This window comes from Megamonas sp. Calf98-2 (assembly GCF_900110235.1).
Classification (GTDB): Bacteria; Bacillota; Negativicutes; order Selenomonadales; family Selenomonadaceae; genus Megamonas; species Megamonas funiformis.
In genome coordinates, this window is sequence record NZ_FOCY01000004.1 from 65126 (window position 1) to 90049 (window position 24924).

The window sequence follows — 24924 nt, forward strand, 5'->3', positions numbered from 1 at the left end:
TTAGATTTTATGATAAAAGATGATATGCAATATTTAACGATAGCATTACCAAAAGGCAAATTATTTTATTTAGCTAAAGATTTATTTGCTAAAGTTGGTTTTGTAGCTGACAATTTAGAAGAAAAATCAAGAAAATTAGTCATAACTAATGAAGAATTAAAATTGAAATTTATCATAGCTAAAACGGCTGATGTGCCTACATATGTAGAACATGGAGCAGCAGATATAGGTGTTATTGGTAAAGACGTGTTGATGGAAGCTCAAAAAGATGTTTATGAATTATTGGATTTAGGTTTTGGCAGATGTCATTTGATGATGGCTGTGCCAAAAGATAAAAAAAGAGCAAAATTGACAGATTATACACATACACGTGTAGCAACTAAATTCCCTAATGTGGCAAAACAATTTTTCACAAGTAAGGGCATGCAGATGGAATATATAAAAATGAATGGTTCTATCGAATTAGGGCCAATCGTAGGTCTGTCTGAAAGTATCGTTGATATAGTGGAAACAGGAACTACACTTCGTGAAAATAATTTAGATGAAATAGCATTTATCGCTGAAGCTAGTGCTAGATTGATTGCCAATCGTGCAAGTTTTAAATTAAAATTTGACCGCATCAGTAAATTAGTAAAAGCTTTGGAAATGGAATTGGAAGGGGCTAATGAATAAATGGAAGTTTTAAAAGTAAAAGAATTAGGCTTAGAAGCAATACAAAAAAAATTAGATAAAGCCGCTTTCGATGAAGTGGAATTAAATCCTCGCATTCGTGAAAAAAATAAAGAATTATACGGTGAAGATTTAACAGCTAATCAGATTGTAGAACGCATTGTAAATGAAGTTCGTCATAATGGTGATGAAGCTGTAATCAAATATACAAAATTATTAGATGGAGCAGATTTCACACCTGAACAATTTTTAGTAACACAAGAAGAATATGCTCAAGCATATGAAGTAGCTGATGAAGATATCGTAAATTCTTTGCGTAAGGCTATTGAAAATGTACGTAGATATCACCAAGAACAAAAACCAAATTCATGGATTACATATAGAAATCATGGCTCTATATTAGGTCAATCTGTAATACCATTAGATAGAGTAGGTGTTTATGTTCCAGGTGGAACAGCAGCTTACCCTTCTTCTGTAGTGATGAATGTAATGCCAGCAAAAGTGGCAGGTGTTAAAGAAATCATCATGATGGCACCACCATCTCGTGATGGAAAATTAAATCCATATGTATTGATAGCTGCTAAAGAAGCAGGTGTTGATGCTATTTATAAAGTAGGTGGAGCTCAAGCTATAGCTGCTATGGCTTTTGGAACAGAAACTATTCCGAAAGTTGATAAAATCACAGGTCCTGGCAATATTTTCGTAACTCTTGCCAAAAAAGCAGTATATGGACATTGTGATATTGATATGTTAGCAGGTCCAAGTGAAATCTTGATTGTAGCAGATAAAACAGCAGACCCAGTATATACAGCAGCAGATATGTTAAGTCAGGCAGAACATGATATGCTCGCTTCTAGTATTGTACTCACTGATGATGAAGCTTTAGCAGATAAAGTTTTGGCAGAAGTAGAAAAACAATTAGCTAAATTGCCTAGAAAAGAAATTGCAAAAGCATCTTTAGAAAGAAATGGTCGCATTATTTTGACTGAAAATCTCATGCAGGCAATGGAACTTGCGAACTACTCTGCACCAGAACATATGGAAATTTTGACTGAAAATCCATTTAGTTTACTTCCTTATGTGCGTCATGCAGGCGCAGTATTTTTAGGTGCTTATTCTCCTGAACCACTTGGAGATTATTTTGCAGGGCCAAACCATGTACTTCCTACAGGTGGCACAGCACGTTATTATTCTGTATTGAATACAGAAACATTTATGAAACGTACAAGCATAATTTCATATACACAAAAAGCTTTGCAAGAGGTAAGTTCTGATATTGTTCGTTTAGCTGAAGCAGAAGGATTACAAGCTCATGCAAATGCAATAAAATTAAGAGGTGAAAAAATTGATTAAATTAAAATATAGAACTGGTTTAAAAGATATGCCTAGCTACGATGTAGTGGAGCGTGATTGGGATATAAAGGTAAATGCAAATGAGTCTAATATGAATTTGCCACCAATAATTGAAGATAGATTAATGGCACGATTAGCTTCTGTAGCTTTTAACCGTTATCCTAATGAACAAATTGAATTATTAGCAGAACAAATTGCTGATAATTTTAGATTAGATAAAGAAAATATTTTAATCGCTAATGGTTCAAGTGAAATTTTGGAAAAATTATTCTTCGCTTTTGGCGGTAGAGGTAGAAAAATAGTATATCCACAACCATCTTTTTCCATGTATAAAATCTATGCTAAATTTAGCGCCTCCATTGGTGTACCTGTGGATTTAAATGATGATTATACTTTCAATGCAAGTGATTTTGTCAATGCTGTAAAAGAAAATAAAGCTTCTCTTGCTGTTATTTGTTCTCCAAATAATCCTACTGGTACAAAAATTCCTATGGCAGATATTGAATATGTAGCCAAAAATATTGATTGTGCTTTAGTCATTGATGAAGCATATGTAGAATTTGATGGCGAGTCTGCAATGAGATTTTTAAAAGATTATCCACATTTGATGATTGCAAGAACTTTCTCTAAAGCTTATGGATTAGCTAGTGTGAGAGTAGGTTATTTGATTGCTGATAAAAAAATCATTGAAATGGTAGGCAAAGCTTGTATGCCATATCATGTAAATGTATTATCTGCTATCACTGCTGATATAGTGTATCAAATGAGAGACGAATATATTCCACGCATTCAAATGACAGTGGCAGAAAGAAAACGCATGAGCGAACAGTTGAGCAAAATTGATGGAATAACAGTTTATCCATCTGCAACTAATTTCATCTTGATAAAATATGATAAAGCTGTAGCTTTAAATGAATATCTTGAAAATATTGGTATTGGTGTGCGTTCTTTTGGCAATGCTCTAAGACTTGAAAATTGCTTGCGTATTTCTATGGGAACTAGACCAGAAAATGATGCTGTGTATAAAGCTATAAAAGATTTTGTAGAAAGTCAAAATTAAAAGGATTGAATGGTATGGATTTAAATAAAAAACGCTGTGGTGCTATAAAACGCACTACAGCAGAAACAGCTATTGATATAAAATTAAATCTTGATGGCACAGGAAAATCAAATATTAAGACTAAAATCGGCTTTTTTGACCATATGTTGACTTTATTATCAGCACATAGCTTGATAGATATGGAGATTTTCTGTGATGGTGATATAGAAGTTGATGGTCATCATAGTGTAGAAGATTGTGGTATTGCCTTAGGGCAAGCTTTTAAAGAAGCAATTGGTGATAAACGTGGTATAAATCGTTATGGAACTTTTTATGTTCCTATGGATGAAGCATTAGCTTTGGTGTCTTTAGATATAAGTGGTAGACCTTATTTAGTATGTGATATGGGTGAGTTAGCTCCTATGATTGGCGATTTTGATACAGAACTTGTCGAAGAATTTATGCGAGCTTTTGCCTTTAATGCTGGAATTACATTGCATATAAAAGTGATGTATGGAAAAAATTCTCATCATAAAGTAGAAGGTGTATTTAAAGCTTTAGGTCATGCTTTAAGACAAGCTGTAGAATTTGACCAGAGAGCATTAGATAAAATTCCTTCAACAAAAGGAGTATTAGAATAAGATAAAAATTTTTAGTTAAAGGAGTTATTCTAATGATTGCAATTGTGGATTATGGTGTAGGCAATTTATTTAGTGTGGAGAAAGCATTTTTAAAATTTTCTCCAGATGTAGTGCTTACAAGTGATGCCAAAGTAATAGAAAAAGCCGATAAAATTGTGCTTCCTGGTGTGGGGGCTTTTGGTGATTGCATGAAAAATTTTGAGCAATCAGGCTTAAAAAATTCTGTTTTAGAAGCTATTGAACAAGGAAAACCTGTAATGGGAATTTGTGTAGGTGAACAAATCATGTTTGAAGGTAGTGAGGAGTCACCAGAAGTAAAAGGCTTAGGAATTTTTAAAGGCATGGTAAAAAAAATAAATGCTCCTGGGCTAAAAATTCCGCATATGGGTTGGAATTCTATTGTTATAGATGAAGAAAATAATCAGAATGTAGATATTAATTTATTTGCAGGATTGAAAGAAGAACCATATGTTTATTTTGTACATAGCTATCAGGCTTGTCCAGAAGATAAATCCATAATTTTAGCTAAATCTAGTTATGGCGAAGAATTGGTAGCTGCTGTAGGAAAAGATAATGTAGTAGCGACACAATTTCACCCTGAAAAATCAGGTGATATTGGTTTAAAAATTATTAAAAATTTTGTAGAAGGGTGAATGAAGATTGATTATTTTTCCAGCGATAGATATTAGAAATGGTAAATGTGTACGCCTTGTAAAAGGTGATTTTAATCAGGAAACTGTATTTTCTGAACGTCCAGAAATCATGGCAAAAAAATGGGAAGATGAAGGCGGTCAGTACCTTCATTTAGTTGATTTAGATGGAGCTTTAAAAGGAAAATCACAGAATTTAGATGTTGTAGAAATGATATTAAAAACAGTGAATATCCCTGTAGAACTCGGTGGCGGTATTCGCACTATGGAAAATATCAAGCAAGTTTTAGATATGGGTGTTAGTCGTGTTATTTTAGGTTCTGTAGCTGTAAAAGATCCGCAATTAGTAAAAGATGCTTGCAAAAAATATGGCAGTGAACGCATTGTTGTAGGTATTGATGCTAAAGATGGCATTGTAGCTGTTGATGGTTGGGGCGTATCTGGAAATGTAGAAGCGAAAGAATTGGCTAAAAAAATGGCTGAAGCTGGTGTAAAACATATTATTTATACAGATATTTCTCGTGATGGCACTTTATCTGGTGTAAATGCAAAAGCGACAGCAGAACTTGCAAGTTATAGCGGGGTAAAAGTAGTAGCTTCTGGCGGAGTATCTTCTATTGAAGATATTAAAATTTTAAAAGGCTATGAACAAGATGGCATTGAAGGCGTAATCGTAGGTAAAGCTATTTATACAGATAATTTATCTTTACAAGAGGCTATAAAAATAGCTAAGGAGGATAAATAATGTACACAAAAAGAATAATCCCTTGTCTTGATGTAAAAGCAGGACGAGTTGTTAAAGGAACAAATTTCGTTTCTTTACGTGATGCAGGCGACCCTATAGAACTTGCGTCTGTATATGATAAAGAAATGGCTGATGAACTTGTTTTTTTAGATATAATAGCTTCTAATGAACAACGTGATACTATTGTAAAAGTAGCAAATGATTGTGCAAGTCAAGTTTTCATTCCATTTACCATTGGTGGAGGAATTAGAACTGTAGAAGACATGCGCAAAATGCTCAAGGCTGGTGCAGATAAAGTATCTATGAATACAGCAGCGATAAAAGACCCTTCTATAATCAAAGAGGGAGCAGAAAAATTTGGCAATCAATGTATCGTGCTTGCTGTAGATACTAAGCGAAATGGCGAAAATTCTTGGGAAGTTTATATAAATGGTGGTAGAACACCAACGGGAATAGATTGTTTAGAATGGGTGAAAAAAGCAGTTTCTTTGGGAGCCGGTGAAATCTTGCTCACAAGTATGGACGCTGATGGTACGAAAAATGGTTATGATATACCACTCACGCGTGCAGTTTCAGAAGCTGTAAATGTACCAGTAATTGCTTCAGGTGGAGCAGGAAAATTAGAACATTTTTACGAAGTATTAACAGAAGGAAAAGCTGATGCAGTACTTGCTGCTTCAGTATTCCATTATGGAGAATTTAGTATTCGTCAAGTAAAAGAATACTTAAAATCTCGTGGTGTGGAGGTTAGATTGTAATGATAGATATCGACAAAGTAAAATTTGATGAAAAAGGCTTGGTGCCAGCTGTAGTGCAAGAAGCTAATGGCAAAGTTTTAATGCTTGCATATATGAACAAAGAATCACTACAAAAAACTATAGAAACAGGATATACATGGTTTTATAGTCGTTCTCGTCAAGAACTTTGGAATAAAGGGGCAACTTCTGGCAATAAACAATCTGTCAGTGAAATTTATTATGATTGTGATGGCGATACTTTGTTGGTAAAAGTTCATCAAACAGGTATGGCTTGTCATACTGGCACATATACTTGCTTTACTGACCGCAGATTATTCCCAGATAGCAAAGATTTAGTACCTATGGCTCAACCACAGGATAATACTTCTATCGCTAAAGTTCTAAATGATTTATATGCAACAATTAAAGACCGTCAAGTAAATCCAGTAGAAGGCTCATATACTAATTATTTATTTGAAAAAGGCCAAGATAAAATCTTGAAAAAAGTGGGCGAAGAATGTACTGAAACAATAATTGCTTCTAAAAATATGGATAAAGAAGAAATTCTTTATGAAATGAGCGATTTATGGTATCATTGTCTTGTTTTATTGGCATATCATAATATTACTCCAGATGATTTATTAGCTGAATTGATGAGCAGAAGAAATGGTGGAGAATATCATAGATTTGGCAAGAAAGAAATCAAAAAAAATAAATCTTAAAGAGGAGAATTGATGATGGGACAAGCTAGACTTGACTATATGAAAGATTCTGCATGGAAGCGTGGTACTGCAAAAAAAATAGATAATTTGCCACCTTTTGAATTACCATATGCAAAAGATGCAGTATTGATTGACCTTGTAGACCCAGATGTATTACCAGATGCACAGGTGAACTTTTTGGAAATGATAGAAGTTCGTTCTACACTTCGTCAATATGATGATACAAAAGAATTATCTAATAAAGAATTATCATATCTGTTATGGTGTACTCAAGGCGTGAAAATGGTAATGCAGACAAAGACTATTAGAAATGTACCTTCTGCTGGCGGTAGAAATGCATTGGAAACATTTTTATACATTCGCCGTGTTGAAGGCATAAAACCAGGTTTATATCGCTTTTTACCATTAGAGCATAAATTATTATTAGTATCTGACGCAGAAGATATTGAAGAAAAAATCTGTAGCCAATTTTCTACAGTAGGTGTAGCAAATAATGTAGCTGTAGTATTTTTATGGACGGCTGTTTATGAAAGAATGGATTGCATGTTTGGTGAAAGAGCATATCGCTATATTTATTTAGATGCTGGACATGTTTGCCAAAACTTATATTTAGCAGCACAGACAATGCATATAAAAGTATGTGCATTAGGTGCTTTTGATGATGAAGTTTTAAATCAAAATCTCGGTTTTGATGGAGAAAATCAATTTGTTGTCTATGGTGCTGGTGTAGGCAAATAGGATAGCTTAAAAAAGAATAAATTGGAATAAAAGAACTCAATTAAGTGGTATTTATGAATATTACTTAATTGAGTTTTTTGTATATAATTTAGTTTTTCCGCATAAAAATATAATGAGGAAATTTTTATAATATTTAAAATAAAATACAAAAATATTTCCGCATGTTGCGGAAAACAATCAATCTATGATGGATTGCTGATTTTTGATACAATTTAATCAAGTTAAGGGAGTATTGAAAATGGCAAAGATTAATAAACGAAGAAAGAAAATATTTGATATGTTAAAAGAACATCAAGCAGGATTAAGTGGAGAATTTATGTCTCAACAGTTAGGTGTTTCTTCAAGAACAATACGTTCAGATATAAAAGCTTTACAAGAATATTTAGTTGAATATGATATACGAATAATTTCTAGCCCTAATAAGGGATATCGCTTTAATAAATTTGAGCAACTTGATACTGCTGAACAAAATTTGTTTCAAGAAGGTGTTAGTAATTTAGAAACAGCAAAACAAAGGATAAATTATATATTGTATAGACTGTTAGAAAATACTTTTAAAGATATTGTTATTACACAAAATGATTTAGCAGAAGAAATGTATATAAGTTTATCTACATTAAAGATGCATTTAAATGAAGTAAAAGATATCTTGCAAAAATATGATTTAAAAGTTACACAATATAAAACAAAGGGTATAAAGGTTATTGGTGAAGAAGTTAAGATACGTTATTGCATAGTAGATATGATAAATACATGTAGTACAGAAAAATTTTTCCAGAAGATTTTAGCAAATGTAGATATTGAGTTATTAGATAAAATAATAAAAGAAACATTAAGTTATAAAAAAATACAATTAGCAGATAGATCTAAAGAAAAATTTTGTCTACATATAGCAATAGGCATGCAACGTTCTAATTGTAATAAATTTGTATCCTATCCATCTAGTATTGCTAATAAAATAGAAAATACTTTTGAATATAATGTGGCTAAAGAGTTAATAGATAATATATTAAAGAAAATGAATATAGATATAGCTTGTTCTGAAGTATATTATATTGCTCAATGTTTATTAGCTAGTAAGAAGTTAACAGATATTAGTGAATCTATGGATAAAAAACATGTAAAAAAATTAGTAAATATAATTCTAAAAGAAATTCATGAAAAATTATCTATTGATTTTACTAATGATGAATATTTAATTGATGGTTTAACTTTACATTTAAACATAGCATTAACAAGAATACAATTTCAGATGAATATTAGAAATGAATTGTTAGAGACTATAAAAAATGATTATCCGTTGGCATTTCAAATGGGGGTAATTGCTGGTAAGATTGTTGAGCAATATGACAATATAAAAATTAATGAAAATGAAATTGGTTATATAGCTTTACATTTTGGCGCAGCATTAAGCAGAAATGGTATAAAAGAAAATATTAAAGCCAAAAATATAATAATAGTATGTTCTTCAGGATTAGGAATATCTGTATTATTAAAAGCGAAAGTCGAAGAATATTTTCATAATAGATTAAATGTAATAAAAGTTATGCCAAGTTATGAGATTAATAGTCAAATATTAGATAATGTAGATTATGTATTGTCCACAGTACCATTAAAAAATATTAAATCAGATAAAATAATTAAAATTAATCGTATGTTGCAAAAAGAAGATGTAGAAAATATTGAAAATAAAATTTTTCATAAAGAAACTACAGAATTATTAGAAATTACAACATTTTTTAATAAAGATAATTTTTATATTGGTAAAAATTTTGAAACAAAAGAAGAATGTATAAATTTTTTAGCAGATGAAGCAATAAAAAAAGGATTAATGAATAATAATGCTAAAATGTCTATATTTGAAAGAGAAGAAATGTCATCTACATCAATAGGTGATTTAGTAGCTATACCTCATCCTATTTATAATGAATGTGGAACATCTTTTATATCTATATTGATTTTAAATAAGCCTATTATTTGGGATGATTTATTTGTACAAGTGGTATTTCTTTTAAATGTAGAAAAAGGAAAAATGAATTTATGGGAACCAATGTTTTTGAAATTATATAATTATATAAAATCAAAAAATGGAGTTAATTCAATATTAAAAAATAAATCTTATGAAGTTTTTATTAATGAATTTGAAAAAATGTTTTAAAAGTAGAATTAAATAACAAATTATGGAGATAGGAATATGAATATTATTTTAAAAAGAGAACTTATTTTATTAGATATAGATGTTAATGATAAATTAGATGTATTAGAAGTAATGGCAGATAATCTACATCAATTAGGATATGTAAAAGATACATATAAAAAAGCTGTTATTGAAAGAGAAAAAGTCTTTGCAACAGGATTACCAACTTTAATTGGTGGAGTAGCTATACCGCATACTGATATTCAGCATGTAAATATTCCAGCTATAAGTATTGCTAGATTAAATAAGGCTGTTGATTTTGTAATCATGGGTGATGATAGTAACACTGTAAAAGTTGATTTGATTTTTATGTTAGCAATGAAAGAAGAACATGCACAGTTAGAACTATTACAAAGTTTGATGGGAATTTTGCAAGATGAAAATGCTTTAAATTATATTAAAAATGAAAAATCTATAGATAACATAAAAAATTTTATTAGTGATAAATTACAATTAGGTAACTAAGAGTAATAAAATAAATTAAATATTTTTAAGGAGTGTTTTATATGGAAAAGAAAATTGTTTTAGTTGCTTGTGGGACAGGAATTGCTACTTCTACAGTAGTTAATGATGCAGTTACAAAACTTGCGAAATTAAATAATATTCCAGTAGAAATTATTCAATGCAAAATGATGGAAGTACCTAGTTATGCTGATAGAGCAAATTTACTTATTACAACAACAGTAGCAGATAAAAGTAAATATAATTTTCCAGTAATTAATGCTAGAGCATTTTTAACTGGAATTGGCTTAGACAAAACAAAAGAAGAAATTCTTGCAGAGTTAAAAAAATAAGATAGCATAATTAAAATCAATTACTAGTAGAACATAAAAATATGTTCTACTAGTAAAATTCAATAAAAGGAGAAGGCTTATTATGGAAAATTTAGTTCCTATGTTTCAAGCGTTTTTAGGATTAGGACCGACGGTTATATTACCAGTATTTATATTTATTATTGGATTAATTTTTAGATGTGGTCCAGCAAAATCATTTCATTCTGGTCTTACTATTGGAGTGGGATTTGTAGGTATTAATTTGGTAGTAGCATTACTCTGTGATAATCTTGGCCCAGCAGCACAGGCCATGATTAAAAATTTTGGAATACAATTAAATGCAATAGACATAGGTTGGCCAGGTTCTGCTAGTATGGCATGGGCATCACCTATTGCAGCCTTTGTTTTACCATTAGCTTTAGTTGTAAATATTATTATGTTATTTACAAAGACAACAAAAACTATGGATGTTGATATTTGGAATTATTGGCATTTTACATTTTGTGGTGCATGTGTTTATGCTTTAACAGGAAGTTTTTGGCAAGCTATTATTGCAGCTATTATTTTTGAAATTGTTGTATTAAAAATAGCGGATTGGACAGCTCCGTATATGGAAAAATATTTTGATTTACCAGGTGTATCTGTACCAACAGGTTCTACTTGTTCGTATGCTCCATTAGGTATACCTTTGATTTGGTTGATTCAAAAAATTCCAGTAATTAAAAATTTAAAAGCAGATCCAGATTCTATTCAAAAACGTTTTGGTATTTTTGGTGAACCAATTTTTATGGGACTTTTTTTAGGTGCAGTATTGGGGGTTTTAGCTGGATATAGTGCAGGTGAAGTAGCTAAAGTTGGTATGGCTATGGCAGGTGTTATGGTTTTAATGCCTCGTATGGTAAAACTTTTAATGGAAGGATTAATTCCAATTTCTGAAGCGGCACGTAATGTATTACAAAAACGTTTTGGTGAAAATGCAAATATTTATATTGGTTTGGATGCAGCAGTAACTACAGGACATCCAGCAGTAATAGCAACTGCTTTAATTTTAGTACCAATAACAATATTATTAGCTGTAATTCTTCCAGGAAATAATGTATTACCTTTTGGTGATTTAGCAACTATTCCATTTATAGTAGCAATGATTGTAGCAGCTGCACGTGGAAATATAGTTCATTCCGTATTAGCAGGTATTGTAGTAATTAGTTTATCTTTATTAATGTCAACTGCTATGGCAGAATTTCAAACAACAATGGGTGTTATTGCAAACTTTAAAATGCCAGAAGGCTCAACACTTATATCTAGTATAGACCAAGCAGGAAACTTAATTAATTTTATAATATTTAAGGCATTTGCTTTATTCAATTAGATTAATAAAATATAGAGCTGACACTTTTGAAATGTGGCAGCTCTGTAGAAACAAAGAGGGGAATATAAAATGAAAGCATTAGTAAAAATGGAACCAGGTGCTGGTAATTGGCAAATAATTGATAAACCAGAACCTACAATAAATAAAGACCAAGTAAAAATAAAAGTTGAATATATTGGTGTTTGTGGTAGTGATATTCATACATATGAAGGTCATTATAATATTAATGCTAAAGATTTAATTATAGGGCATGAATTTGCTGGAATTGCTGTAGAAGTAGGCGAAAATGTAAAACATGTAAAAGTTGGAGATAAGGTAACATCAGAAACTACTTTTGAAATTTGTGGAAAGTGTAGATACTGTTTAGAAAAAGAATATAATTTGTGTCCAACTCGTAAAGGATTAGGTACACAACAAGATGGAGCATGTGCAAATTATATTGTAGCTAGAGGAGCTAGTGTACATGTACTACCTGAAAATTTATCTTGTAAAGAAGCTGCAATAACTGAAGCAGCAGCTTGTGCTCATCATGGTGTTTGTAAAGCAACTATAAAAAAAGGAGATATTGTTTTAGTATTAGGTCCAGGACCAATTGGATTACTTGTGGCACAAATTGTAAGAGCAAAAGGTGGCACAGTAGTAATGACAGGTTTAACTAAGGATAGTGAACGATTAAAAGTTGCTAAAGAAAAATTTGGTATAGATTACATTGTAGATGTACAAAAAGATGATCCTCATGAATTAGTTAATAGTCTTACTGATGGATATGGTGCAGATATTTGTTATGATTGTACAGGTGCTGTTCCTTCAATGCATTTAGGAATGGATTTATTAAGAAAAAAAGGACAATATGTTCAGGTAGGTTTATTTGCTAAAGATGAAGTTGTAGTAGATTTTTCAAAAATTATCCAAAAGGAATTAGTTGTTTCTGGAAGCCGTAGTCAGAATACTCATGATTGGCCTGCAACTTTAAATTATATGGCAAATGGGGATATACGAGCAGATTTAATGATAACAGATGAATTAAATATTGATGAATGGGATAAAGCTTATAAATTAATGAAATCTGGTGAAACTATAAAAATTGTATTAAAACCATTACCTGAAAATAAATAAAAAACTGAATAGAGGGAATTTTCTTGAAACAAATAGTAATTGGTTCAGACCATGCTGGTTATAAAATGAAACAATTTTTAATACAGCAATTGCAAGAGGCTGGTTATGATGTGGAAGATAAAGGAACTTATAGTGAAGATTCTGTAGATGCTGGTGCTTATGCTATAAAAGTCTGTGAAGATGTAGCTAATAATTTAGATACTAAATACGGTATTTTAATTTGTGGTACAGGTATTGGTATGTCAATGATGGCCAATAAAGTAAAAGGTATAAGAGCGTCTTTAGTAAGTGATTTATTTTCAGCAGAAATGACAAGAGCTCATAATAATGCAAATGTTTTGTGTATGGGAGCAAGAATTATTTCTGAATATATGGCATGGGAATTTACAAAAGTTTGGCTTAGCACAGAATATTTAGGTGGAAAATATGCTAAACGTGTAGAAGCCATGATGAATTACGAAAAAAATAGATAAATATAAAATAATAGTCATTATATAAAAAATAATTATCCCAATATTCTGGATAATTTGGAATTAAAGGAGGTATAGCCTAATGAATATAGAGCAAAAATCTGTAAATGCTATTCGTGTATTAGCAGCAGATACTGTACAAAAAGCTAATTCAGGTCATCCTGGTATGCCACTTGGTAGTGCAGCAATGGCATATGAATTATGGGCTAATCATTTAACACATAATCCTAAAAATCCTAAATGGGTAAATAGAGATAGATTTATTTTATCAGCAGGGCATGCTTCAAGTTTATTATATTCACTTCTTCATTTATTTGGATATGGTTTAACTATTGAAGATATGAAAAACTTTAGACAAGATAATTCTTTAACACCTGGTCATCCAGAATATGGTCATACTGTAGGTGTAGAAGCAACTACAGGACCATTAGGTGCTGGTATGGGAATGGCTGTAGGTATGGCTATGGCTCAAGCACATATGGCAGCTACTTTTAATACTGAAGATTATAATATTATTGATCACTATACTTTTGTATTAGGTGGCGATGGTTGTATGGAAGAAGGAATATCTTCGGAAGCATTCTCGTTAGCTGGTACATTAGGTTTAAGTAAATTAATTGTTTTATATGATAGCAATAATATTACTATTGAAGGTAATACAGATTTAGCATTTACAGAAGATGTAAATAAACGTATGGAAGCATTTGGTTTCCAGACTTTAACTGTTGAAGATGGTAATAATTTAGAAGAAATTAGCAAAGCTATTGAACTTGCTAAGTCAGAAAAGACAAAACCATCATTTATTACAGTAAAGACTAAAATTGCATTTGGTTGCCCTGCTAAAGAAGGTAGTGAATCCTCACATGGTTCACCATTAGGTGAAGAAAATGTAAAAGCTTTACGTGATAATCTTGGTTGGGAAGAACAAGAAGCATTTGTAATTCCACAAGATGTATATGATAATTTTGCTCAAAAAGCTAAAAAAGGACAAGATGCTGAAGATAATTGGAATAAATTATTCAAAGCTTATTGTGAAAAATATCCAGAAAAGAAAGAACTATGGGATAAATATTTTGCAGTAATCGATGATGAAAAATTATTAAATTGCGATGAATTTTGGTCTTATGAAGATAAACCGCAAGCAACAAGAAGTTTATCTGGAAATATGATTAATTTCTTAGCTAAAATTATGCCAAATTTCTGGGGCGGTAGCGCTGACCTTGGACCATCAAATAAAACTGTAATTAAAGATGGCGGAAGTTTTAGCAAGAATAATTATTTAGGTAGAAATATCCATTATGGTGTTCGTGAATTTGCTATGGCAGCAATTGCCAATGGTATTACTTTATATGGTGGTACAAAAACATTTGTAGGTACATTCTTTGTATTTAGTGATTATTTAAAACCAATGGCAAGATTGGCTGCTTTGATGAAAATACCTGTAACTTATGTATTGACACATGATAGTATTGGTGTTGGTGAAGATGGACCAACTCATGAACCTATTGAACAGTTAGCAATGCTTCGTGCTATGCCTAATATTAATGTGTTTAGACCAGCTGATGCTACAGAAACTGCTGCTGCATGGTATAGCGCAATTACAAGTAAAAATACACCAACAGTTCTTGCATTATCTAGACAGAATTTACCACAAATAGAAGGTAGTAGTAAAGAGGCTTTAAAAGGTGGCTATATTATAGCAGAGTCTATAAAAGCAAAACCAGATGCCATAATTATTGCTAGTGGTTCAGAAGTTAGTTTGGCTGTAGAGGCTAAAAAAGAATTGATGGAAAAAGGTTTTGACATTCGTGTTGTAAGTATGCCTTGTATGGATATTTTTGAACAACAAAGTGATGAATATAAAGAAAAGATATTACCACAAACTGTAGAAAAACGTTTAGTTGTGGAAGCAGGCTCTAGCATTTGCTGGGGTAAATATCTTGGCTTTAAAGGTAAATCTGTAACTATTGACACATTTGGAGCATCAGCACCAGCTAATGTATTATTTAAAAAATATGGATTTACTGTTGAAAATGTAGTTAATAAAGCATTATCTATGCTTAAATAAATTTATAAAAATTTTTACACATACCCTACCAAAATCCCTAATTTTGGAGTGTCCTTTTTGTGAATATACAAAATAAGGGCACTCTTATTTTTATTAAAATATAAAATTATAAGGAATGATGAAAATGACAGTAGTATTATCCCCTTCAATATTAGCAGCAGATTTTAGTTGTTTAGCTGATGATGTAAAAAGATTAGAACAATCTGGTATAAAAGATTTACATTTAGATGTAATGGATGGACATTTTGTAAGTAATATTACTTTTGGTATAGATTTAATAAAACATTTAAGACCAAAAACTAAAATGAATTTTGATGCACATTTAATGGTAACAAATCCAAATGTATTATTAAATGGATTAAAAGAAGCAGGTGTTAATTCTGTAACAGTACATGTAGAAGCATGTAAACATTTATATCATACAGTAGAAACTATTAATAAATTAGGTATGCAAGGCGGAGTAGTTTTAAATCCTTCAACAAATTTTGAGTCTTTAAAATATATGGCAGAAGATAATATTATTAAAAAAGTATTAGTAATGTCTGTTGAACCTGGATTTGGTGGGCAAGCATATTTGCCAATGAGTACAAAGAAAATAAAAGATTTAGCAAATTGGAGAGATGAAAATAATTATAATTTTATTATTCAAGTAGATGGTGGTATTAATTTAAATAATATACAAACAGTTGTAGATGCAGGTGCAACAGATATAGTAATAGGTTCATCAATTTTCAAACATAGAGAATTAGAAAAAAATGTGGCAGATTTTAGAAAACTATTAAGTTTATAATAAAAAAATGGATGTGGATATATTGATTAACAAAAATGTTTTACCTATGCCGGCAGTATCAGCTTCTGTATCTTGTATGGATTTAGGAAATTTAGCGGATAGTATAAAAAAAGTAGAAGACTCAGATGTAGCATTTTTTCATTATGATGTTGTAGATGGTAGATTTAATAAATGTTATATATTAGGAGATATTCTTTGTGATTATTTAAAAAAGAATAGTAGATTGCCCATAGAAGTACATTTAGCTGTTTATGATATAGAAAATTATATAGAAGTTTTTGCTCAAAAAAAAGTAGAATATATAGCAGTTCATTATGAAGCCATGAAAAATCCTAAAGAGATTTTTGCTAAGATACGTAGCTTAGGGGCAAAACCTGTATTAGCTTATAGAGCAGATACCGAGCCAAAAGATGATTTAATAGAACTTGCTCCTTTATGTGAATGGATTTTAAAGCTTACTGTAAATCCAGGATTTGCAGGTCAAAAAATAAATCCAGAAGCAATAAAACATATAAAGATGATGAGTGATATGTTAAAACAAAATAATATTAAAACACGCATTCAAGCAGATGGAAATGTAAACAAAAATACAACAAGAATGCTTGCTGAAGCAGGTACCACAATTTTCACTGGAGGAACTTCAGGGTTATTTTTGGCAGGTAAAAGTATACAAGAAAATTTGAGAGAACTATTAGCACCGACAAAAGAATTTATTGATTAATAAAAAAATAGCTGTAGCGAATTGAGTTATCATTTTGTTACAGCTATTTATCTTTATTTTTAGTGAAGTTAGCACTAATTTATTATTGCCAAAATAATTTTTATAGTATATATTTATTTTAGTTATTTACAAAAATTTTACATACAGTAATAAATAGACTTAAGAAAGGGCGTTTTGTGTTGTTGAATAAAGGTTTTATAGGAAAACTTACAGGTTATTTACAAAGAATTTTTGATGAACATTTTATGTTTATCATGATTTTATTTATAATTAATAGTTTAACTACAGCGTGGTCACTTTTTGATGAAGACAAAATAGATGTGGCTATTGGATATATTTTTTCTGTATGGTTAGGTTCATTGATAATAACTTGTCTTATTGATTTATTGCCAAAACGATTTTTGCAAAAGATTGTAAAAGCAGTATTGGTTATACCAATAGGGCTTATATTTATTGGTGAATTTTTTACAATGTATTGCTATAAGGCTTTGATTGGCACAGGTATTATAAATTCTGCACTTGAAACAAATATGCGAGAAGCTACAGAATTTTTCTCTATGTATATAGGTTTTTCAGGAGTGGTTTCTGTCATTGTTTTAATTGCTTTAATTGTAGGTTTATATAAATATAATCCACTGAAAAAAATCACTTTAAAACAAAAGACAAAATCAGGTATAGTATGTACTTTGATGGTTTTAAGTGTGTTTTATACTATAAGAATGTTTACTGTATATACAGACTTTATTTGGGACGATGAAGTCTTACCAGTGCAAAGGGTATATGCTTCTACTTCTGTCGCTGTAAGAAATATGCAAGCATATAAAGAATTATCTTCTCAAGTAAATAGTAAAGTGGAACTTACGGAAAATAATAGTCAGATAAAAAATATTGTATTTATTTTAGGCGAGTCTACAAATAGAAACCATATGCATCTTTATGGTTATTATTTACCGAATACACCAAATCTTGATGCTTTAAATGAAAAAGGTGAAATCAGTGTTTTCCGCGATGTAGTAAGTCCTCATTCTACTACAATTGCTGTATTGAGTAAGTTATTTACATTTTGTAATCGTGAATCAGACCAGGAATGGTATCATTACAATAATTTAATTGATGTAATGAATGCAGCAGGATATAAAACACATTGGTTATCTAATCAGGAAACTTCAGGTGTTTGGGGCAATGTAGCTCAGATTTATGCAGCTCATAGTGATGTGAGTGCATTCACTCGTATTCGCGATTCAAGAGAGGATTATGGTATCGTTGATGGCGAATTATTCCCTCTTATTGATGATGCTATAGCAAATAGAAGTGAAGATAAAAATTTCTATGTAGTTCATTTAATGGGTGGACATGGATTATATTATAATCGTTTCCCTTATAGTTTTAGTAAATTTAGTAAAGATGATATCAATTTACCAATTACAGATGGTAAAAAAGAAATCGTAGCTCAATATGATAATGCGCTTTATTATAATGATTATATAGTAAGCAGTATTATTGATAAATTCCGTGATAGTGAAACTTTAGTTATTTATGTTCCTGACCACGGTGAAGCTGTATATGATGAAGGCGAAGATATGTCTGGTCATATTGAAGAAAATCCTACACATCATATGATTGAAATACCAGTTATTATGTGGGCATCAGAAAAATTCAGAGCAAAATATCCTGAAAAATGGGAGCAAATCAAAAAAGCTGCTGATAGACCTTATATGACAGATGATATGATTCATACTGTTATGGATTTAGCAGATATAAAAACGGCTGAATTTGACCCTACAAGAAGTATTGTAAATGATAAATTCAATGAACAAAGACCTCGTATCTTTGATGGTATGGATTATGATGCAGAAATAAAAAATAAAAGATAAATAATAGAAAAATCCCTAATACGGCATTTTGCTGTGTTGGGGATTTTTTTGCTGTTTATAGCATGGTTTTTTACTGTTTTTACATTATTTTTGCATATATATTGCTTGCTTTTACAAAGTTTATATAAATTTACAAGATTTTCATAAAATTATTACAAGATAATGATAGAGGTAAAAGTTAAATTTTGGTTAAATAGATGATGTTGAATTAAGTATGTTATTAAAATTAAAAATTAATTGAATGAGGGTAAAAAATGTTAGAGTTAAAAAAGATTAGGAAATCATATGAAGGAATAGAAGTTCTTAAAAATATTAACTTAAAAATAGAAAAAGGAGAAATCGTTTCTATTTTGGGACCATCTGGTTGTGGTAAAACTACTTTATTAAATTTAATTTTAGGGCTTACTCAAGTAAGTGAAGGCAGAATTATTTTTGATGGTGAAGATATAACACAGATGCCAATGGAAAAACGTGGTTTTAATATCGTATTTCAGGATTATGCGTTATTCCCTAATTTAAATGTATATGAAAATATTGTTTACGGATTAAAAAATAAGCCAAATATTTCTACAACAAAAGAAGTTCAAGACTTAATCAATTTATTAGGTTTAGGCAAACATTTAACAAAGAAAATCGAAGAATTATCTGGTGGACAGAAACAAAGAACTGCACTTGCTAGAACTTTGGTGATGAAACCTAAAATTTTATTATTAGATGAGCCTTTATCTGCTTTAGATGGTGTTATCAAAGAATCTATCAAACAGAAAATTAAAGAAATAGCTCGTGATTTTAAATTGACTACAATCATAGTTACACATGACCCAGAAGAAGCATTGACTTTATCTGATAAAGTTTTGATTGTAAATGAAGGTCAGATTTCTCAATTTGGTACACCAGAGGAAATCATTAAAAAACCTGCAAATGATTTTGTAAGTGAATTTATTTTACGTCAGTTAGAAATCAAACGAAATAATATCTTAGAATTATTTTGGGATGGTAACAATAGAGATAGAAAAGAGATTCTTCAGGTGGGTTAATGATGAATATTTTAAAAACTAAACAAAAAGAATTACAGATGATTTTTATAGCTGTAATTATAATTTTTGCAGGATTTTTATTACTACCGTTTATAGAGATTTTATATCAATCTATAGCAGTAGGTGATGGTGTAGGTTTAAAACATTTTGCCACAATGTTAGATGAAGATAAATTTGCTATGGCTTTTGGCAATAGTATAGCAATTGCTTCAACTAGTGCGATTTTAAGTACGTTATTAGCATTTATTTTAGCTTATACTATCCACTATACAAATATAAATAAAACAGCTAAGCGTTTAATTCAAATATTGGCTATAGCACCTATGTTTTTGCCAACAATTACATATGGATTTGCAATAATTTATTCTTTAGGAAAACAAGGTTTTTTAACAAAAGTATTCAATATACAAATTGATATTTATGGTTTTAATGGTTTGTTGATAGGTTATATAATCTACACCATGCCAATAGCATTTTTACTCATTTATAATGCTATGAAATATATCGATAAGAAATTCATGATTGTATCAAAAATCATGGGCGATAGTTTATTTAAAACTTTTAGACAGACACTTATTAGACCATTATTAGGAACACTTGCAGCTTCGTTTATACAATGCTTTTTCTTATGTTTCACAGATTATGGTATTCCAGCTTCAGTCGGTGGTAAATATCAGGTAATTGCTACAGTTTTATATGAAGAAATGATGGGAAGTATTCCTGATTTTAATCGTGGTGCTGTAGTAGCTATTGTGATGTTATTACCATCAATTATTAGTATTGCTTTATTATGTTATCTACAACGTTACAATGTGCGTTATAACAAAATTTCTCAAGTGGAATTGAAAGTAAACAAAGTGCGTGATTTTGTTTGGGGCGGATTATCTACTGTTATTTTAGTGATGATTTTATCCATGTTCGTTGTAATCTTCATGATACCATTTATTGATGAATGGCCATATCGTATGCAATTTACAACAGCGCATCTCGTAGAAATTTTAAATGATTCTAGCATTATTGATGTATATACAAATTCCTTATTAGTGGCTACTTTATCTGCTGTAGTGGGACTTGTTGTATCTTACGGTGCAGCTTTAATCACTGCTAGAAGTAATTTTATCAATGAAAAGAAATTTGCCATTGAAGCGATTGCTTTGATTACAAATACAATTCCAGGTATGGTAATTGGTATTGCTTATATGATGTTCTTTTCAGGAACTACACTACAAAATACTTTTGCTTTAATTATCATTTGTAATGTAATTCACTTCTTCTCCACACCATATTTAATGCTTAAAAATTCTTTAGAAAAATTAAATAAATCATGGGAAAATACAGCTTTGTTGATGGGTGATAGTTGGTTTAAAACATTATATAGAATTATCACACCAAATATAAAAACTACTATTTTTGAAGTATTAGGATATTACTTTATCAATGCCATGGTAACTATTAGTGCAGTTATTTTCATAGCTGGTGCTCAGACTATGGTTATTACAGCCAAAATAAAAGAATTACAGTATTTTGGTAAATTTAATGAAATCTTCGTATTATCCATGCTGATTTTAGCTACAAATTTAATTGTAAAAGGTCTATTGACTGTATTAGCTAAAAAGAAAATCAGTGTGAAAAAAGAGAAAAAAGAAATGATTATAAAGGGAGAGGCTATAGTATGAAAAAGAAAAAAATCTTATCAATGTTATTAGCAGGTATGGCATTATGTGCGTCTATGCTATTTGGTGGTTGTGGTACATCTGGTAGCGATAGTGCATCTAGTGGAAATGATGGAAAAGTAGTTATTTATTCTAATGCAGATGATGAAGCAGTAGATGCTATGAAAAAAGCATTAGATAATAATGGTTTTAAAGATAAATATATGTTCCAGACTTTTGGTACTTCTGAACTTGGCGGTAAATTAATGGTAGAAGGTAAAAATATTGAAGCTGATGTAGTAACTATGAGTTCTTTCTACTTAGATAGTGCACAAGAAAAAAATAAAATGTTCACAGATTTAACTTTTGATTATAAACCATTAACTGAAAAAGTTAATTTCTATGCACCAATCACTTCTCAAGAAGGCACTATCATTGTAAATACTGAAAAATTAAAAGAAGCAAATCTTCCAATGCCAAAAAGCATCAAAGATTTAGCAAATCCTATTTATAAAGACCAAATTTCTGTAACAGATGTAAAAGCATCATCTACAGCTTGGTTATTAATTCAAGGTTTAGTTTCTGCTTACGGTGATGAAGAAGCTAAAAATATTTTAGGTGGCATTTATAAAAATGCAGGTCCACATATTGAAAATTCTGGTTCTGCACCACTTAAAAAAGTTCGTGCTGGTGAAGTGGCTATCGGTTTTGGTTTAAGACAGCAGGCTGTTGCTGATAAATTAAAAGGTTTACCTATTGATTTTGTAGATCCAACAGAAGGTAATTTCTCTTTGACTGAATCTATTGCAGTTGTAGATAAGGGCGATAAAACAAATCCACTTGCAATGCAAATGGCAGAATGTATTATTCACAATGCTAGAGTAGATTTATTAAAATCTTATCCAAATCCAATTTATGAAGGTGAAGCTTCTGATTCTGTAAATAAATCAGCATATCCAAAAACTTTTGCTGAAAAATTATCTGTTGATTTATTGAAAAAACATCAAGATTTATCTGAAGCAGCTAAACAACTTTAATTTTAATGATTTATTTTAGGGTATATGTAGTTAAATACAATTAATATGCAGAATAAGAAATTTCTTAATACAAAGAGAAAATCTTTAGTATTAGGAAATTTCTTAATGTAGAGGACAGTTTGATATTTTTAGTTAACATGATTATAAAGAAAGGTGTATAAAAATGAAAAATTATAAATTATTAACTCCAGGGCCACTCACTACTACTGAAGCAGTGAAAAAAGAAATGATGTTTGACCATTGCACATGGGACGATGATTACAAAAAAATTACATTATCCATCATTGATGATTTATTAGAATTAGCACATGTAGATAAAGAAAAATATACAGCAATTCTCATGCAGGGCAGTGGAACTTTTGGTGTAGAATCTGTACTTACTTCTGTTGTTGGCGAAGATGATTGTTTATTAATCTGTGCAAATGGCGCTTATGGTAAACGTATGGCAGAAATTGCTCAACATGCCAAAATAACTTATAAAATGTATTTACAAGATTTTGATAAAATTCCAGATGCAAAAGTTGTAGAAGAATTATTGCAGGAAAATCCACAAATTACACACGTTTCTATAGTTCATAGTGAAACAACTTCTGGTATTTTAAATGATATTGAAGCTGTGGCAAAAGTAGTTAAAGCATATGGAAAAACTTTAATAGTTGATGCTATGTCTAGCTTTGGCGGTGTGGATATTGAAGTTGAAAAATTAGGCATTGATTTTATCATCAGTAGTGCAAATAAATGTATTCAGGGTGTGCCAGGTTTTTCCTTTATCATTTGTAATCGTGAAAAATTAATGCAATCTAAAGGTAAAGCAAGAAGTCTTTCTTTAGATTTATATGAACAATGGGAAACTATGAGCAAAGATGGTAAATGGAGATTTACTTCACCTACACATGTAGTATTAGCTTTTGCTCAAGCTATTAAAGAATTAAAAGCAGAAGGCGGTATTGTAGCTAGAAATAAACGTTATAGTGAAAACAATCGCATTCTTATCGAAGAAATGGCAAAACTTGGTATAAAACCATATATTGAAAGCACTCATCAAGGTCCAATCATCACTACATTCTATTATCCAGAAAATAGTAATTTTGATTTTGCTGAAATGTATCAATATATTAAAGACAGAGGATATGCTATTTATCCAGGTAAAATAACAGATGCACAGACTTTCCGCATTGGTACTATTGGGGAAATTTATCCAGAAGATATGTATAAATTATCTAGCATTATGACAGATTTTCTTAATAGTAAAAAATAATTGTAGTTGAGATTTTAATTTTAGTGGAGATTTAATTAAGTAAGGAGAATTTATTAATGAAATACGAAGGTATTATTTTTGATTGGGCAGGCACTACAGTAGATTATGGTTGTATGGCACCAGTAAGAGCTTTTGATGAAGCTTTTAAATCTTTTGGCATTGAACCTACAATGGAAGAAATCAGAAAACCAATGGGAATGTTAAAAATTGACCATGTAAGAACAATGCTTCAAATGGAACGCATCAATAATTTATGGAAAGAAAAATATAATCGAGATTGGACAGAAGATGACGTACAAAAAATCTATGAAATCAGTGAACGTAAAATCTTTGAAGTTTTAGATAAATATACAGATATAAAACCACATGTATTAGAAACAATTATTGAAATTAGAAATAAAGGCTTAAAAATTGGTTCTACTACAGGTTATACAAGTGATATGATGAAAATCGTAACAGATAGAGCAAAACAGCAGGGATATACTCCTGATTTTTGGATTAGCCCTGATATGGTAAATAGTAAAGGTCGTCCATATCCTTATATGATTTTCCGCAATATGGAAGCTTTAGAATTAACTTCTGTGGATAAAGTATTAAAAGTTGGCGATACTATTGCAGATATTAAAGAAGGCGTTAATGCTGGTATTGATACTGTAGGTATCATCGAAGGCAGTTCTTTGATGGGCTTAAGTCAAGAAGAATATGAAGCACTATCTGAAGATAAGAAAAATGCAATGGATTTAAAAGTAGTATCTGCATATCAAGATGCTGGTGCGAAATATATTATTAGAGATATCAGTGGTTTATTAGATATTTTAAAATAATAGATGAATTTATAAAGGCTGTAATAATTGAACGCGATAGATTATTACAGCCTTTTTTGATGAGATTTTTAATTAAATTTTATAATTTTAAAATTTAAATTTCACAAAGATTATTTATAATGTAGTTAGGTGATGTACTCCCACCACTTTCGCTATCGCTTAGAAGTGGGGGCTTCTTGTTCGATACAACTTTTGTTGTAAGCATAAGCAAGCTATCCCCGTGCATCCCACGGTTCTTTATTTTTTATTTTATCCTAAGACTATTATTCTCATGCCTTCATTTCTTATATTTATCGCTGCATTTATGTCTCTATCATGCACTACTTTACAATTTGGGCATTTCCATTGTCTTATAGACAAATCTTTTACTTCTTTATTTTTATATCCACAATTACTACAAATTTGCGAACTTGCAAAATATTTCCCTACTTTTACTAATTTCTT

Annotated in this window: 25 protein-coding genes; 24 read left to right on the top strand and 1 reads right to left on the bottom strand. The window is 30.5% G+C overall.

The genetic code is table 11. The annotated features are described in order from the left end of the window. The first annotated feature begins 9 nt into the window (after positions 1 to 9). The 24 genes from hisG (at position 10) to phnX (ending at position 24480) form a co-directional block, all read left to right on the top strand. A complete protein-coding gene (gene hisG, locus BMX03_RS02190) occupies positions 10 to 672 on the top strand; it encodes an ATP phosphoribosyltransferase (protein ID WP_091693466.1) in 663 nt (220 codons plus the stop codon). After that, positions 673 to 2022, top strand: coding sequence for a histidinol dehydrogenase (gene hisD / locus BMX03_RS02195; protein ID WP_075554675.1), 1350 nt, complete (start codon positions 673 to 675; stop codon positions 2020 to 2022). Further along, positions 2015 to 3082 (top strand): histidinol-phosphate transaminase, encoded by a 1068-nt coding sequence (gene hisC, locus BMX03_RS02200; protein ID WP_091693470.1) that lies wholly within the window; start codon positions 2015 to 2017, stop codon positions 3080 to 3082. Before hisD ends, hisC begins: the two co-directional genes overlap by 8 nt. A gap of 14 nt (positions 3083 to 3096) precedes the next feature. Next, a complete protein-coding gene (hisB, locus tag BMX03_RS02205; protein WP_091693473.1) occupies positions 3097 to 3702 on the top strand; it encodes an imidazoleglycerol-phosphate dehydratase HisB in 606 nt (201 codons plus the stop codon). A gap of 32 nt (positions 3703 to 3734) precedes the next feature. Beyond that, a complete protein-coding gene (gene hisH / locus BMX03_RS02210; protein WP_022228543.1) occupies positions 3735 to 4355 on the top strand; it encodes an imidazole glycerol phosphate synthase subunit HisH in 621 nt (206 codons plus the stop codon). Positions 4356 to 4362: 7 nt separating this feature from the next. Then, entirely contained in the window at positions 4363 to 5097 is a 735-nt protein-coding gene (hisA, locus tag BMX03_RS02215) for a 1-(5-phosphoribosyl)-5-[(5-phosphoribosylamino)methylideneamino]imidazole-4-carboxamide isomerase (RefSeq protein WP_091693476.1), read from the top strand. Then, positions 5097 to 5855 carry an imidazole glycerol phosphate synthase subunit HisF gene (gene hisF, locus BMX03_RS02220; protein WP_091693479.1) on the top strand — a complete coding sequence of 253 codons (759 nt, stop codon included), beginning with the start codon at positions 5097 to 5099 and terminating at the stop codon, positions 5853 to 5855. Before hisA ends, hisF begins: the two co-directional genes overlap by 1 nt. Continuing rightward, the gene (gene hisIE, locus BMX03_RS02225) at positions 5855 to 6556 is read left to right on the top strand and encodes a bifunctional phosphoribosyl-AMP cyclohydrolase/phosphoribosyl-ATP diphosphatase HisIE (protein WP_008538427.1); all 702 of its coding nucleotides are present in this window, start codon (positions 5855 to 5857) and stop codon (positions 6554 to 6556) included. Before hisF ends, hisIE begins: the two co-directional genes overlap by 1 nt. A 12-nt stretch (positions 6557 to 6568) precedes the next feature. Next, positions 6569 to 7294, top strand: a complete 726-nt coding sequence (locus BMX03_RS02230) for a SagB family peptide dehydrogenase (RefSeq protein ID WP_255361390.1) — start codon at positions 6569 to 6571, stop codon at positions 7292 to 7294. Between the two features lie 238 nt (positions 7295 to 7532). Continuing rightward, entirely contained in the window at positions 7533 to 9452 is a 1920-nt protein-coding gene (locus BMX03_RS02235; RefSeq protein ID WP_091693482.1) for a BglG family transcription antiterminator, read from the top strand. Positions 9453 to 9488: 36 nt separating this feature from the next. Beyond that, positions 9489 to 9956, top strand: a complete 468-nt coding sequence (locus BMX03_RS02240; RefSeq protein ID WP_091693485.1) for a PTS sugar transporter subunit IIA — start codon at positions 9489 to 9491, stop codon at positions 9954 to 9956. Between the two features lie 41 nt (positions 9957 to 9997). Further along, positions 9998 to 10285, top strand: a complete 288-nt coding sequence (locus BMX03_RS02245) for a PTS sugar transporter subunit IIB (RefSeq protein ID WP_008538423.1) — start codon at positions 9998 to 10000, stop codon at positions 10283 to 10285. Positions 10286 to 10367: 82 nt separating this feature from the next. Continuing rightward, on the top strand, positions 10368 to 11633 hold the full coding sequence (locus BMX03_RS02250) for a PTS galactitol transporter subunit IIC (protein WP_091693487.1): 1266 nt from the start codon (positions 10368 to 10370) through the stop codon (positions 11631 to 11633). A gap of 69 nt (positions 11634 to 11702) precedes the next feature. After that, a complete protein-coding gene (locus BMX03_RS02255; protein WP_091693490.1) occupies positions 11703 to 12749 on the top strand; it encodes a zinc-binding dehydrogenase in 1047 nt (348 codons plus the stop codon). Positions 12750 to 12772: 23 nt separating this feature from the next. Continuing rightward, entirely contained in the window at positions 12773 to 13222 is a 450-nt protein-coding gene (gene rpiB, locus BMX03_RS02260; RefSeq protein WP_369816095.1) for a ribose 5-phosphate isomerase B, read from the top strand. A 79-nt stretch (positions 13223 to 13301) separates the two neighbouring features. Then, complete coding sequence (gene tkt, locus BMX03_RS02265; RefSeq protein WP_091693494.1) at positions 13302 to 15287, top strand: transketolase; 1986 nt, start codon at positions 13302 to 13304, stop codon at positions 15285 to 15287. Positions 15288 to 15411: 124 nt separating this feature from the next. Further along, entirely contained in the window at positions 15412 to 16077 is a 666-nt protein-coding gene (gene rpe / locus BMX03_RS02270; RefSeq protein ID WP_177159338.1) for a ribulose-phosphate 3-epimerase, read from the top strand. Positions 16078 to 16090: 13 nt separating this feature from the next. Then, entirely contained in the window at positions 16091 to 16798 is a 708-nt protein-coding gene (locus BMX03_RS02275) for a ribulose-phosphate 3-epimerase (protein ID WP_255361391.1), read from the top strand. Between the two features lie 176 nt (positions 16799 to 16974). Then, positions 16975 to 18672 (top strand): phosphoethanolamine transferase, encoded by a 1698-nt coding sequence (locus BMX03_RS02280; RefSeq protein WP_091693503.1) that lies wholly within the window; start codon positions 16975 to 16977, stop codon positions 18670 to 18672. Positions 18673 to 18926: 254 nt separating this feature from the next. Beyond that, entirely contained in the window at positions 18927 to 19709 is a 783-nt protein-coding gene (locus tag BMX03_RS02285; protein WP_008538413.1) for an ABC transporter ATP-binding protein, read from the top strand. Positions 19710 to 19711: 2 nt separating this feature from the next. Continuing rightward, on the top strand, positions 19712 to 21385 hold the full coding sequence (locus BMX03_RS02290) for an ABC transporter permease subunit (RefSeq protein WP_091693506.1): 1674 nt from the start codon (positions 19712 to 19714) through the stop codon (positions 21383 to 21385). Next, a complete protein-coding gene (locus BMX03_RS02295; protein WP_091693509.1) occupies positions 21382 to 22398 on the top strand; it encodes an extracellular solute-binding protein in 1017 nt (338 codons plus the stop codon). The genes BMX03_RS02290 and BMX03_RS02295 overlap by 4 nt, the downstream gene beginning before the upstream one ends. Before the next feature lie 163 nt (positions 22399 to 22561). Then, positions 22562 to 23656, top strand: coding sequence for a 2-aminoethylphosphonate--pyruvate transaminase (phnW, locus tag BMX03_RS02300; RefSeq protein ID WP_091693511.1), 1095 nt, complete (start codon positions 22562 to 22564; stop codon positions 23654 to 23656). Positions 23657 to 23712: 56 nt separating this feature from the next. After that, complete coding sequence (phnX, locus tag BMX03_RS02305; protein WP_022227792.1) at positions 23713 to 24480, top strand: phosphonoacetaldehyde hydrolase; 768 nt, start codon at positions 23713 to 23715, stop codon at positions 24478 to 24480. A gap of 249 nt (positions 24481 to 24729) precedes the next feature. On the opposite strand, the gene BMX03_RS02310 is transcribed toward phnX, so the two are convergent. After that, the coding region (locus BMX03_RS02310) for a zinc ribbon domain-containing protein (RefSeq protein WP_143052056.1) at positions 24730 to 24924 on the bottom strand (195 nt) is incomplete at its 5' end.

What these genes read in the sequence shown, in the direction of transcription:
- hisIE (WP_008538427.1), top strand. Translation starts at nt 5,855, where the DNA reads ATGATAGATATCGACAAAGTAAAATTTGATGAAAAAGGCTTGGTGCCA.
- phnX (WP_022227792.1), top strand. Translation starts at nt 23,713, where the DNA reads ATGAAATACGAAGGTATTATTTTTGATTGGGCAGGCACTACAGTAGAT.
- hisH (WP_022228543.1), top strand. Translation starts at nt 3,735, where the DNA reads ATGATTGCAATTGTGGATTATGGTGTAGGCAATTTATTTAGTGTGGAG.
- BMX03_RS02250 (WP_091693487.1), top strand. Translation starts at nt 10,368, where the DNA reads ATGGAAAATTTAGTTCCTATGTTTCAAGCGTTTTTAGGATTAGGACCG.
- BMX03_RS02240 (WP_091693485.1), top strand. Translation starts at nt 9,489, where the DNA reads ATGAATATTATTTTAAAAAGAGAACTTATTTTATTAGATATAGATGTT.
- BMX03_RS02285 (WP_008538413.1), top strand. Translation starts at nt 18,927, where the DNA reads ATGTTAGAGTTAAAAAAGATTAGGAAATCATATGAAGGAATAGAAGTT.
- hisF (WP_091693479.1), top strand. Translation starts at nt 5,097, where the DNA reads ATGTACACAAAAAGAATAATCCCTTGTCTTGATGTAAAAGCAGGACGA.
- BMX03_RS02245 (WP_008538423.1), top strand. Translation starts at nt 9,998, where the DNA reads ATGGAAAAGAAAATTGTTTTAGTTGCTTGTGGGACAGGAATTGCTACT.
- BMX03_RS02290 (WP_091693506.1), top strand. Translation starts at nt 19,712, where the DNA reads ATGAATATTTTAAAAACTAAACAAAAAGAATTACAGATGATTTTTATA.
- tkt (WP_091693494.1), top strand. Translation starts at nt 13,302, where the DNA reads ATGAATATAGAGCAAAAATCTGTAAATGCTATTCGTGTATTAGCAGCA.
- rpe (WP_177159338.1), top strand. Translation starts at nt 15,412, where the DNA reads ATGACAGTAGTATTATCCCCTTCAATATTAGCAGCAGATTTTAGTTGT.
- hisD (WP_075554675.1), top strand. Translation starts at nt 673, where the DNA reads ATGGAAGTTTTAAAAGTAAAAGAATTAGGCTTAGAAGCAATACAAAAA.
- BMX03_RS02230 (WP_255361390.1), top strand. Translation starts at nt 6,569, where the DNA reads ATGATGGGACAAGCTAGACTTGACTATATGAAAGATTCTGCATGGAAG.
- BMX03_RS02295 (WP_091693509.1), top strand. Translation starts at nt 21,382, where the DNA reads ATGAAAAAGAAAAAAATCTTATCAATGTTATTAGCAGGTATGGCATTA.
- hisG (WP_091693466.1), top strand. Translation starts at nt 10, where the DNA reads ATGATAAAAGATGATATGCAATATTTAACGATAGCATTACCAAAAGGC.
- BMX03_RS02255 (WP_091693490.1), top strand. Translation starts at nt 11,703, where the DNA reads ATGAAAGCATTAGTAAAAATGGAACCAGGTGCTGGTAATTGGCAAATA.
- hisB (WP_091693473.1), top strand. Translation starts at nt 3,097, where the DNA reads ATGGATTTAAATAAAAAACGCTGTGGTGCTATAAAACGCACTACAGCA.
- phnW (WP_091693511.1), top strand. Translation starts at nt 22,562, where the DNA reads ATGAAAAATTATAAATTATTAACTCCAGGGCCACTCACTACTACTGAA.
- BMX03_RS02235 (WP_091693482.1), top strand. Translation starts at nt 7,533, where the DNA reads ATGGCAAAGATTAATAAACGAAGAAAGAAAATATTTGATATGTTAAAA.